This is a genomic window from Nostoc sp. FACHB-892, assembly GCF_014698795.1.
In the GTDB taxonomy this organism is placed as follows: Bacteria; Cyanobacteriota; Cyanobacteriia; order Cyanobacteriales; family Nostocaceae; genus Nostoc.
This window is the reverse complement of record NZ_JACJTR010000093.1, coordinates 1-11106: the sequence shown is the minus strand read 5'-3', so window position 1 is coordinate 11106 and position 11106 is coordinate 1. Positions and strand designations below refer to the sequence as shown.

Here is an 11106-nt window from a genome sequence, read left to right as displayed (position 1 = left end):
ATATGCCTTGCTATAAGTAAACCTAATTAATCATCACCTCCGGTTTCACATAGTTCAGCAAAAAATGTATCTCTGTTTACAAAATCTTGACGCTTATTCTCTTGGAAAAAACTTTGCGATTTACTGACCCCAGTCAAAATTAACCCCAGTCAAAATTGCACGGGGGGTGGGGTCAATTTTGCACCCAGTGGGGGGGTCAATTCTGCATGGGGGGTGGGGTCAATTTTGACCCACAAAGGTATTCCCATTAAGGTAATCCCATCTAAGGAATTCACACTAAGTGCAGTCTCCCCAAAAAGCGAGTGTGTGTGTGAAAAAACTGACTTGGTTTTACAACCAAACCAGGAAGAAGAACCAATTTCCAAATCTTCGTCTTCACAATCAAACCAGGAAGAACCAATTCCCGAATCTGTCACTTCGTTGTCAAATCAATCCGAGACTTTGCATCAAACAGACATTCCCTCATGTAGACCTACTATCGCGGTGGGGTTGTTCGATAAAAACGAACAAACGAACAATAAACCGAGCAAACCAAGATTTCAGTCGATTGATGATTTGCTCAATCACATCCTGCTTGACCCCGGCATCTTGGCATCTGAGCCTTTACCCGCAGTTTACAGAAATGAAATCAAACTCCGATGTTGGCGTTTCCCTTGGCGCACTTCTTGCAGAGACAAGATTTACCAAACCTGCGATCGCCGTTTGGTGGAGTTAATCGCCAAGGAGAGAGCCGAGTGGGACAAGGTTAATTGGCAGCAAAAAGTCCCCACTGTGATCAAATCAATCAGCAATTTGGAGGTGAGTAAAGCTGGTTTAGAAGAACTGCTGGTTTATTGGTCAAGAGTTCTTGAATCATCTACGCCACAAACTGAAGAATCAAAAGCCAATGACCAACCCATCGGTTACTACTCAAATCGTTCTCTTGATTGGCATAAAGCGACCTTCAGTGAACTTCTAGACCGCATGGATGAAGTTGGTAAAGACAAAGCGATCGCTTCTTTCAGCAGCCGTTATGACCAACAAGATCCAGGTGCAACGATCAAATGGTTGGATTGGTTAAAGCTGACACATCCTCAAATGTATGTGTACTTACATCCGCAAGCTGCGTGAGTTGAAGTCGGAAGTATTTTATCCAAATTCGGCTTTCTTCCTGACTTCCCCTGCCCCTGTTCTTCACTTTTAACTTGCAACTTCCGACCTCCGAATTCCGACTTCTGTTTGAGGATTTATGACACAAGACAAATCAAACTTCACATCTCAACAAGACCGCTTACCCCCTCAAAGCATTGAGGCTGAAGAAGTAATACTCGGTGGCATCATGCTCGACCCAAGCGCCATGAGCCGAATAAGCGATCGTCTGAGTGCAGATGCTTTTTACATCAATGCCCACAAAGACATTTATCAAGCAGCCCTACGACTGTACAGCCAAGGATTACCAACGGATTTGCTTTGCATCACTAACTGGTTGTCTGATAATGGTTTATTGTTCCGTATCGGTGGACGCAATAAACTGGCCAGTCTGGTTGACCGCACTGTGTCAGCTGTGAACATCGATGTTTTAGCTGACTTGGTGATGGAAAAATACCAAAGGCGGCAGTTAATCCTTGCTGGCACTGAGATTGTTCAACTCGGGTATGCTACCGAAACCGATTTACCTGTAATTCTTGACGAAGCCGAACAAAAAGTCTACGGCATTAAGTCTGAGCATTCTGCCTCTGACTTGGTTCATATTTCTCATGCCCTAGCCGACACTTTTACCGAAATTGAAGCGCGTCATGCTGGTACAGGTTCACCAGCAGCAAGCAGTGGATTTTATGACCTGGACAGTATACTCGGTGGTGGTTTTCGCAAAGGACGGTTGTATGTACTGGCTGCTCGTCCTTCTGTTGGTAAATCCGCTTTGGCTGGTAATCTCGCTCTCAATGTTGCCAAAACTGGGAAGATGCCGATCTGCGTTTTCAGCTTGGAAATGTCTACTGATGAGTACGTACAGCGATTCTTGAGCAGCGAATCTGGCATTGAAAACAATTTTCTAGAAACTGGGAATGTCTCTGACAGCCAGTGGCAACCCTTGAGTGTGGCGATCGCTGCGTTAAGCGAACAACAGATTTTCATCAACGACGAATCTTGCCCTTCTCTTAATGAAATCCGTAGCCAAGTCCGCCGAATTTCATCCCATTACGGTGGTGTTGGGCTTGTCATCATTGACTACTTACAACTTATGGCTCTTGATACTGATTCACGGGTAAACATGGCTCAACGAGTCGGTGAAATCAGCCGAGGATTAAAAAGATTAGCCAAAGATTTGGATGTGCCTGTACTGGCTTTGTCCCAACTCAACCGCGAAGTTGAACACCGTAACGATAAACGCCCTGTACTAAGTGATTTAAAAGACAGTGGTACTGTTGAACAAGACAGTGATGTTGTGATCATGCTTTACCGCGAAGAAATGTACAACCCCGACACCCCAGATCGTGGCATTGCTGAGTTAGTCGTTCGCAAGCAACGCAATGGCCCCACTGGTACAGTCAAGCTTTTGTTTGACCATCAGTTTACCAGATTTAAGAATCTCTCTCGTGGTCGAGGGTTTTAAAAATTATCAAAGCCATCAGCCTGCATTAGCCTTGGGACTCCCTTGGTTATAAGGCAATCCCAGGCGGTTCCTCCTGCCAACGGTAAGGAAGCTGCCTCAACATGGGTCAAATTAATGGGCTTAACTGCAACAATGCTTTCCTCTGCAACGTAGTATTGAGCATAACTACTAAACTCGCCAAAAACCTGGGGTGAGTAAGCTAATCATCATTTAAATTGCACCATTTTCATGGTAGTAAAAGCTGCAAACCCCTCTCCCTTGCTCCCTGCCCCCTGCTTCCCTGCGATCTCAATGTGCTTTCTTATATGCTTAACAGCTTAGTAAACTTCATCTCCGACCTGGAAATGGGTGACTGCCTCTCCAATAGCTTCAATCACACCCGAAACGTCCACTGCGATAATTGCAGGGAGACGAATTAAATCTTTGTAGTCACCCCGACGAGTTTGATAATCAATGGGATTGATCGATGTCGCGTATACTTTCACCAGAACTTGGGTCGCTTTTGGAACTGGCTTCGGTATGGTTTGAAATTCAAATACCTCAGTGCTACCAAAAGAGGTCAGTACCGCATTGCATGTACTCCATATCAGCCTCCTTACGTCTAAAATGATTGATCTGAAGTGTAGTGAGTTCCAATGCTTGATTTCTTCCAGATTCTTATGGTAGATGGCGAGCTAGTAGGGTGGGCGATGCCCACCATTTTGTAAAACCCTTCACATCAAAGCTTTGTGGGCAGTGCCCACCCTACAATTTGTGGCTTGAAGTTTGCTCGAATGGTTGTGGTGCGATCGCAACTATCATCAGCTTGAAGTTTGCTTGAATAGTTGTGGTGTAATCGCAACTATCATCAAGTTGCTAAAATGATTGCTATGAATCCTTTAGGGATCACGCCAGCGGTAATCCACTGGCACCCAGGCATAACCTTGATCTGCTGCCCGAAGGTGTCCAACGCCGGGAAAGGGCAAATGTGCGCCTGCTATCAAAATTCGGGATGCTTCCGCTCTCGCAAACTGTTTTTTGCGTTGTGCCGCAGCAGCATTGGCATCGACATCATAAGCAACTGTAATTTCTGGCTTGGGAAATTGCACCGAAGCAAAGTGAACAATATCGCCCCAAAACTCGATGCTCTCGCCCTTGCTTGCCGCCACATAGCAGCTATGACCAGGAGTGTGTCCGGGTGTGGGATGCGCGGTGATTCCCAGTAGCAAAGCTGTTTTGCCAGAAAACGATTTCACCTTGCCCGCATCTAAATAAGGTTTGACAGTTTTCGCGGCTTCGTCAAAGTACTTTTCAGCAACGTTGAATCGCGTGGCATTCGCTCGATCAAACCAGAAATCGACATCTGGCTTGCCGACATAGAGCGTGGCAGCAGGAAACACCCGTTTCCCCTGTTCGACCAGCCCCCCACTATGATCGGTATGAATATGAGTCAGAAGAACTGCATCAATTTCGTTAGGTGTGTAGCCTGCTGCTTTTAACGATGTTTGAAGCTTGCCACCCAGTTTTGAACCAAAAAAGGTTCCGGCTCCCGTGTCCACGAGTATTTGTTGCTCTCCAGTGTCGATCAGGAAAGCATTAATCGATGTCTCGACAGGATTAGTCAGAAAGTTTTTCTGAAGCAGGCGATCAGTTTCTGTTGGGTTCGTATTCGGCAGCAGCGTATGTAAATCTTGGGGGAGTGTGCCGTCGCTCAGGACTGTAATTTTGAAATCACCTAACTTGAATGGATAGACACCTGGCACTTGAGCAATCGCACTTTTGCCTGGTGCTATCGTTGGAAAGCTACAAGAGGTCACAATCATTAGCACTGTGGTTGCAACCGCTATCGTCAGTCTAGAAAACATATTAGAACCCTTTCAGCGATAAAGAACTCGATAGATAATTACCCCTGAAGAAAGTCCAATAACAAGGGATTGACCTGATCAGCATGAGTCCAATTGATGGCGTGCGGTCCGCCAGGGATGACAACAAGTTGACCGTTTTTAATCAGCTTCGGGAGTCTTGCTGCGGTGGACTCAAGCGGCAAAATGCGATCGGCATCGCCATGAACGATCAGGGTTGGTACATCAATGCGGGGCAAATCATCGCGAAAATCAGTCAGCCAGGATGGAACACAGTTCAAAGTCCCTTTCGCAGAAGCCCCTGCTGCCACATTCCAACTTGCCTGAATTGCTTCATTACTGATACGATTGCCCAGCAAGATATCGACGTTGAAGAATTCTTTGAAGAATGCAGAAAAGTAGGCTGGACGGTCTTCAACAATCGCTTTCATAATGCCATCGAAAACGCTTTGGTCAACGCCTTCGGGATTATCATCGGTCTTCAGCAAGAAGGGCGGCACTGGAGCCATCAGCACCGCTTTCTGCACCCGCTCTGAGCCATACTTGCCAAGATAGCGCGTGACTTCGCCTGTTCCCATTGAGAAGCCGACCAGGACAGCATCATGCAAGTCAAGCTTGGTCATAAGGGCGTTGAGATCGGCTGCGAACGTGTCGTAGTCATAGCCAAATGAGGGTTGACTAGAAGCACCAAAGCCTCGGCGATCGTAGGTAATCACCCGATATCCTGCATTTAGCAGCACTAAGACCTGCTTTTCCCAGGAATGACCGTTGAGGGGAAATCCATGAATCAGTACAATCGGTTGACCTGTCCCCAGATCTTCGTAGTAGAGCTCAATGTTTGCAGAGTTTTCTTGACCAACGGTAATGTAAGTCATGAGAGGTTCCTCCGTTGTAAATTCGACAATGTGTTTTTGTCTGTGTGAAAGCGTTGCTTGACAGTACGGCTCCTGCGCTTTTACCAATTGTTAGATTTGTGCCATGCCACCATCGACGAATAGCTCAATGCCGTTGACAAAGCTGCTGTCATCTGAAGCCAGAAAGACAACGGCTTTAGCAACCTCGTCGGGCGTGCCGGGTCGTTCCAATGGGATGTTATTGTTAGCTTGGCTCGCCACAAATTCTTTCAACTGCTCTTTACTGAGTCCCCAGAGAAGATCGTAAGCGGGAGTCGGAGTGAAACCAGGGCTGACCGCATTCACTCGAATCTGGCGGTCTTTGAGGTCGAGTGTCCAGATGCGAGCAAACGATCGCACGGCAGCTTTGGTGGCACCATACACGCTGAAGGCTGGGATACCCTCCTGTCCACCCTAATCAGTTTGTTATGCAGCGGCAACTGTTGGGATCTATTTCATTAATGAATTCATAATGGGGTGATAAACTCGATCAGATTGCCGTTATTGTCTTGAATGATACAGAGCCGAATACCCGGATCAGGATAGCTTCCGAGTTCGAGAAATGTTTTCACACCACGTCGATTTAATTCAGCAAGAACTGCATCGACATCTCGAACTCGAAAACAAAAATGTCCGATGCCTGTTGTCCTTAATCCCTCACCAAGATTAGTCGCGATCGGCATTCCTGATTGTGACTGAGTAGAGCCAATAATTTCGATGCGAAAGCCATATACACTGAGATAAGCCAATTTCAGATCTGGGAAAACGCCTACTGTCCATTCATGTTCGATCGTCGCATCTAGCTTTTCTTGATACCACTGAAGCGTTTCCTCATAGTTCGGTACATTCAAGCAAACATGATCGATTTGCATCGAACTCAGAGGATTTGAGCCTAGAGAAGATGTTTGAGTTAAAATTGTCATTTGAATCTCCTGTAATTGTGAATGTTCTAGATACCTCAGAGTCTTACCGTGTGAGCGAATGGGGTGCGAGATATCCAATCGTCGATCGAAACACATCATCTGGATCGTATTTCTGCTTAAGATCGAGCAATCGCTCATAGTTCGACCCAAAAGCAAGCCGAACACGCTCCTGTTCTTCCTGATCCAGAAGGCTGATGTATCCGCCTTTCAAGGCATAGGGTGCTAGTGCCTGTGAGATGTTTTGTGCCCATTGAAGATGCCGCTGCTCGTCGTCCTGTGGCTCCCAGGCTGCAATTAGCTCAACCATTAGATGATCCTGCCGCAGTGCAAAAGCAGTTTCCGACGCACCGACGCAGCTCGCGGCTCCATGAAAGTGATGGAGCGCGATGAACGAAAAGGGGGAAGAAAATGGCAGTCCCTGTTCGATCAGTGTGTCAATGATTTCAGGCTGAAACCCTTTGATCGACTGTGTTTTAGCATAGTAGTGACGCCCCTTCGGTGCATTCGCATCCCACTGATGAATAAATTCGCGATACGTCATGGATTGCACCTGATCGACTAGCACAGTACCAAAGGTTCGTAGAGGTGCGATTACTTGCTCACCTACTGCGCTCTCACCACAGTAGAGCGGTAAGAGAAAGAGAACTGTCGCGCCCTCTGGCATCTGAATGAACCCAGACAGAATCGTCAATTCATCGGGGATAGTAGCCATGAAGTCGTTCAAACGGCGTAACACGGTTTTAGCTTCCTCTAGCGGATAGAGCAGCATCCCAGATAACACGGTCGTGAGTGGATGCAGGCGATACTCCAGCGAAACGACAACGCCAAAGTTGCCTCCTCCACCGCGTAGTCCCCAAAGCAGATCGGGATGTTCTTTGGCGTTTGCGGTTAGAAGTTGCCCATCGGCAGTGACCACTTGTGCAGACAGTAGATTATCAATACCAAGCCCATAAGCCCCTGTGAGAGGGCCATATCCTCCTCCCAGAGTAAATCCAGCCATGCCAACGGCGGAGCAGTTTCCTGTCGCTGTCACTAACCCATATTGGGTGCTTGTCTCAATCAGATCACTGATCGTTGCTCCAGCTTGAACGTGAGCTGTACACTGATCTGGATCAACGGTGACAGTTCTCATCTGAGACAAATCAATCACCACGCCCTCAGACAACGCTCGTCCAGCAGTATCGTGTCCTCCCGCTCGAACCGAGAGGGGTAGCCCATGTGTCCTTGTCCAGCGAACGGTATGAATGACATCTTGTACAGTCAGACAACGAGCGATCGCAGCGGGTTGTGTCTTCACCTTGCCATTCCAGAGTTGACGCACCTGTTCATAATCAGCAGCTTGAGGAAGAAAAAGCTGTCCTGTAAGCAGTGCTGGGAGATCGTTGAAAGCAGCACTGTGATGGTATGTAGTTGTCATGATTTCTCCTTTTCAGGTCATTGTTTGTTGAATGACGGCGACATTAGTGGGTTGGCGATTGCAAATTCTGCTGCTAGTCGCGCCCTGCCACAATAATCTTTTCTGCTAAACCGATCGGGTTAGAAAACATTACCTCGTGACTACCGGGCATTTGTACAAGCCGAAATAGCCCCAAGCGGTTAGACATTCTCGGATGCCAACCCCACTGTTCGCCTTGAGGGAGGACATTATCTTCTGTACAGTAGAGGTAACTTTTAGGAATGGGCAGCGAGTAAAACTGCTTCAAGTCCAACTTGTCAATCCACGGTTGATACGGTTGGGGTGATAATCGTGCGTAACTGGATCGAGCCAGTTCGAGGTCAGCATCATTGAGAAACGCTTCTCGCCACATCTTAAAAGGTATAACCATCATCTGCTCGTTTGATTCTCTAACTAGCTCATCGAGTAATGTTTGAAGATGCGGTGGAAGGCTATCTCTGAGGCTTTCACCATCGTTGAGGACAAAGGCATCGAAGAAGATGAGCCGTCGAATGCGATCAGGAATCGCTTCAGCAACTTTCGCAATGATTGTTCCGGCAAAACTATGACCTAAGAGAACAATATCGGTTAAGTCTTTGCCAACAATGTAATCGACGATCGATTGTGTACATTGAGCATGGTTAACGATTTTATCTACGCTTTTACCATGTCCGGTAATCGTGGGAGCAAACGCCAGATGTCCTTTTGCTTCTATATGGTCAACAACTGCTTGCCAAGCAGAACCATCATGCCAGGAGCCATGAACTAAGACAAAAATTGACATAGAATTCCTTTAGTTGCGATTTGAAAATCAAGCCCATTTGTTCTCTCTTGAAATGGATCGGTTCGCTGTGAGCCCACCATTAACGATCGAAAATTAACTCGCTGTATATCCGCCATCAATTGCCAAAGGTTGTCCAGTGATGTAGCTCGCAGCATCAGAACATAAGAACACAACCGTTGCAGCAATTTCTTCAGGTTGACCCCTATGCCCCATCGGGACGCTCGACGACACCATCGAATCAAACTGCTCTAAAGTCATACCCATCTCTTGGAGGCTCTTAGGAGCAGGGCGGCCGCATCATGTCAATAAGGCTAGACTATTCTCAATAGACGTAAAAATAATCTCGTTAAACCCTGCTTATTGACAAAGATTTTAGCGATCACTTTGAGCCTTGGAAAATAAATCAAGCCAGAAATACTGATTTTTTCGTTGATTCTCAATTTCAGTAGTCACTACGTATACTTTAGATGCGTTCGCCCTGGACGATTTAAAGTGATCGGTGAGAACAGTCTAACTTTTGGTAAATTCCAGCACAATTTTCCCTTGCGTCCCCCCCCGCTCTAGACGCTGATGTGCTTGAATTATCTGATCCCAAGACAGCGTTGAATCAATGATGGGGCGAAGCTGAGTGCGCTCGATTAGTTTTGTCAAAGCATCTAATTTTGCTCGGTACTGTGGCGTGAGAACAAAATGGATAGTCAGATTCTTGCCCCATGCTTCGATGAGTGATTGCGGCGTTTCAGTGTCTACAATACTCACAAGCCTGCCAAATGGGCGAATAATTTCTGGGCTACGCTGGATTGTTTGCCCACCGATCGTATCCAAAACTAAATCAACACCTAGCTCATCTGTTTCCTGATAAATAACTTGCGCGTAATCTTCGTTCTTGTAATCAATGGCTCGATCTGCACCAAGTTTTTTGACAAAATCGAGATTTTTAGAACTGCATGTTGTAAAAACATAGGCTCCCATCGCTTTTGCAAGTTGAATCGCAATTGAACCAACGCCACCAGCACCCGCATGAATTAGAACTGATTCCCCAACTTGAAGATTGCCCCTCGTCACTAGACAATCCCAAGCCGTTCCTCCTGCGAGAGGAAAACACGCTGCTTCAATGTGCGACAAGTTAGAAGGCTTAAGCGCAACAATCCCTGCATCAGCAACATGATATTGAGCATAGCTGCCAGATTCTCCAAAAATCTGCGGCGAGTAATAAACTTCGTTTCCTACCTCAAAGTCTGTCACTGACTCTCCAACTGTCTCAATAACCCCTGAAATGTCAACTCCGATAATTGCTGGTAATCGAACCAAGTCTTTGTAATCACCACGGCGAGTCTGACAATCAACTGGATTGATCGATGTCGCACACACCCTTACTAAAACCTGATTAGGTTTTGGTATTGGCTTGGGTACAGTTTGAATCTCAAAACTCTCAGCACCACCAAATGTTGTCAGTACGGCCGCTTTCATACATTCCATCTTTGCTAATCATCCTTGCTTTATAATCAACGGTAAAGGTATTTCGATACCACTCAACGTAAATGGTTCTCTCTTGTCCCGCAAGTCAGCACCATCTAGTAAGGTAGTTACTGTTCAGTCGCAAATGCAGTCATCACAATCCCGTAACTTGCCAAAAAAAATTCCTGCTTCTCAACCACCTGTGGCTCATATCGTAGAGCATACTCTTGGTTGTAAATGGATGCTGGAGGTTTTACGCTTAATTCGTCAAGGTATCAACCGCCCAGGAGCAATGACTCGTGCAACTGAGGGATTGACCACTAAGGTTTTGAATGAGCGATTAGTAGATATCGTAAACTTTGGTATTGTTGAGAAAGTTGCTTATCCAGAAATTCCGCCCCGCGTGGAGTATAAGTTGACTGCCTTTGGCTCTCGGTTCGTTGAAATTCTGGATATTATTGATGATCTAGAAGAATATTGCCAAAGTCGCCTCTAGAGCATTGGGATAGATAGTAGTTTATGTGCAAGTTAAAGCGCAGCCCAACAACCGCGCTGCACCGGAAGCTTCAATATGGTCGGTTGAGTTGCAAAGGTTGTCTGCGTGCGGTGAGCGCGAACGTCATCAACTTGTACTAGATAAGCAAGTTTTCAGCAACTCAGCAACTTCTTGCGCGATCGCAATCAGGGCATGATTCACCGAAGAGTCGCGAAGAGAATCAGTCTGAGGTGTACCTTCATGCTCAGAATCATTTCTGCTTTGTACTAGTAAATGCGTCATAGAACTACCCTCAATGAAATAACAAAACTGCTTTCGTCTATTACGAATGGTACTAAGTTAAAGTGAAATCGTTGGCTGATAAGCGCTGGAGAAAATGAATAGCTTCGAGAACGGGAGAGTTCCAGAATCAGGAAAACCTCCAATTCCCAGCTATGCGATCACTACTTCATGGTGATCATTTTTTAAATTGCTGAAACACTTGAAATTAAGACATTTGTGCTTATCTTAGTGCCATTCATTTCTGAGGCTTTTACCATCATTGAGGCAATTTTGTTCCAACTTTTATCAAATCGGCAGCCTTTTCTCCAATCATAATTGCCGATGCATTTGTGTTTCCTGTGATCATAGTTGGCATAATCGATGCATCAACAACTCGTAACCCTTCAATCCCCCGTACCTTG

General features: G+C 46.2%; 14 protein-coding genes. 3 read left to right on the top strand and 11 right to left on the bottom strand.

Features of this window, described 5'->3' with window-relative positions:
* The first annotated feature begins 225 nt into the window (after positions 1–225).
* Together H6G96_RS38940 and dnaB are read left to right on the top strand one after the other, a co-directional pair.
* Complete coding sequence (locus tag H6G96_RS38940) at positions 226–1110, top strand: hypothetical protein (protein ID WP_190919787.1); 885 nt, start codon at positions 226–228, stop codon at positions 1108–1110.
* Positions 1111–1228: 118 nt separating this feature from the next.
* Positions 1229–2593, top strand: coding sequence for a replicative DNA helicase (dnaB, locus tag H6G96_RS38935; protein ID WP_190919785.1), 1365 nt, complete (start codon positions 1229–1231; stop codon positions 2591–2593).
* A gap of 317 nt (positions 2594–2910) precedes the next feature.
* Here dnaB and H6G96_RS40870 read toward each other — a convergent pair whose 3' ends face one another.
* The 9 genes from H6G96_RS40870 to H6G96_RS38890 all read right to left on the bottom strand — a co-directional run bounded on the left by H6G96_RS40870 (position 2911) and on the right by H6G96_RS38890 (position 9939).
* Complete coding sequence (locus H6G96_RS40870; RefSeq protein WP_347242343.1) at positions 2911–3078, bottom strand: alcohol dehydrogenase catalytic domain-containing protein; 168 nt, start codon at positions 3076–3078, stop codon at positions 2911–2913.
* A gap of 393 nt (positions 3079–3471) precedes the next feature.
* The gene (locus H6G96_RS38925; RefSeq protein ID WP_190919783.1) at positions 3472–4437 is read right to left on the bottom strand and encodes an MBL fold metallo-hydrolase; all 966 of its coding nucleotides are present in this window, start codon (positions 4435–4437) and stop codon (positions 3472–3474) included.
* 38 nt (positions 4438–4475) lie between these two features.
* On the bottom strand, positions 4476–5309 hold the full coding sequence (locus H6G96_RS38920) for an alpha/beta hydrolase (protein WP_190919781.1): 834 nt from the start codon (positions 5307–5309) through the stop codon (positions 4476–4478).
* A 90-nt stretch (positions 5310–5399) separates the two neighbouring features.
* Positions 5400–5726, bottom strand: a complete 327-nt coding sequence (locus tag H6G96_RS38915; protein WP_347242344.1) for an SDR family oxidoreductase — start codon at positions 5724–5726, stop codon at positions 5400–5402.
* 68 nt (positions 5727–5794) lie between these two features.
* On the bottom strand, positions 5795–6250 hold the full coding sequence (locus tag H6G96_RS38910) for a VOC family protein (RefSeq protein ID WP_190919779.1): 456 nt from the start codon (positions 6248–6250) through the stop codon (positions 5795–5797).
* 43 nt (positions 6251–6293) lie between these two features.
* Complete coding sequence (locus H6G96_RS38905; protein ID WP_190919777.1) at positions 6294–7667, bottom strand: FAD-dependent oxidoreductase; 1374 nt, start codon at positions 7665–7667, stop codon at positions 6294–6296.
* Between the two features lie 73 nt (positions 7668–7740).
* Complete coding sequence (locus tag H6G96_RS38900; protein WP_190919775.1) at positions 7741–8469, bottom strand: alpha/beta fold hydrolase; 729 nt, start codon at positions 8467–8469, stop codon at positions 7741–7743.
* A gap of 93 nt (positions 8470–8562) precedes the next feature.
* A complete protein-coding gene (locus H6G96_RS42755; RefSeq protein ID WP_277933101.1) occupies positions 8563–8727 on the bottom strand; it encodes an SDR family oxidoreductase in 165 nt (54 codons plus the stop codon).
* Positions 8728–8979: 252 nt separating this feature from the next.
* Positions 8980–9939, bottom strand: a complete 960-nt coding sequence (locus H6G96_RS38890; protein WP_242063626.1) for a zinc-dependent alcohol dehydrogenase family protein — start codon at positions 9937–9939, stop codon at positions 8980–8982.
* Between the two features lie 133 nt (positions 9940–10072).
* On the opposite strand from H6G96_RS38890, the gene H6G96_RS38885 reads away from it, so the two are divergent.
* Positions 10073–10423, top strand: a complete 351-nt coding sequence (locus H6G96_RS38885) for a helix-turn-helix domain-containing protein (RefSeq protein ID WP_190919771.1) — start codon at positions 10073–10075, stop codon at positions 10421–10423.
* A 126-nt stretch (positions 10424–10549) separates the two neighbouring features.
* Here the strand turns inward: H6G96_RS38885 and H6G96_RS38880 are convergent, their stop codons facing one another.
* Together H6G96_RS38880 and H6G96_RS38875 are read right to left on the bottom strand one after the other, a co-directional pair.
* Positions 10550–10705, bottom strand: coding sequence for a hypothetical protein (locus H6G96_RS38880; protein WP_190919768.1), 156 nt, complete (start codon positions 10703–10705; stop codon positions 10550–10552).
* Positions 10706–10961: 256 nt separating this feature from the next.
* Positions 10962–11106: GMC oxidoreductase (locus tag H6G96_RS38875; protein ID WP_190916003.1), on the bottom strand; the 145-nt coding region annotated here is incomplete at its 5' end.

Bases quoted from the DNA above. Each gene is read 5' to 3' on its own strand.
- dnaB (WP_190919785.1), top strand. From the start codon at position 1,229: ATGACACAAGACAAATCAAACTTCACATCTCAACAAGACCGCTTACCC.
- H6G96_RS38925 (WP_190919783.1), bottom strand. From the start codon at position 4,437: ATGTTTTCTAGACTGACGATAGCGGTTGCAACCACAGTGCTAATGATT.
- H6G96_RS38920 (WP_190919781.1), bottom strand. From the start codon at position 5,309: ATGACTTACATTACCGTTGGTCAAGAAAACTCTGCAAACATTGAGCTC.
- H6G96_RS38910 (WP_190919779.1), bottom strand. From the start codon at position 6,250: ATGACAATTTTAACTCAAACATCTTCTCTAGGCTCAAATCCTCTGAGT.
- H6G96_RS38905 (WP_190919777.1), bottom strand. From the start codon at position 7,667: ATGACAACTACATACCATCACAGTGCTGCTTTCAACGATCTCCCAGCA.
- H6G96_RS38900 (WP_190919775.1), bottom strand. From the start codon at position 8,469: ATGTCAATTTTTGTCTTAGTTCATGGCTCCTGGCATGATGGTTCTGCT.
- H6G96_RS42755 (WP_277933101.1), bottom strand. From the start codon at position 8,727: ATGACTTTAGAGCAGTTTGATTCGATGGTGTCGTCGAGCGTCCCGATG.
- H6G96_RS38890 (WP_242063626.1), bottom strand. From the start codon at position 9,939: ATGAAAGCGGCCGTACTGACAACATTTGGTGGTGCTGAGAGTTTTGAG.
- H6G96_RS38885 (WP_190919771.1), top strand. From the start codon at position 10,073: ATGCAGTCATCACAATCCCGTAACTTGCCAAAAAAAATTCCTGCTTCT.
- H6G96_RS38880 (WP_190919768.1), bottom strand. From the start codon at position 10,705: ATGACGCATTTACTAGTACAAAGCAGAAATGATTCTGAGCATGAAGGT.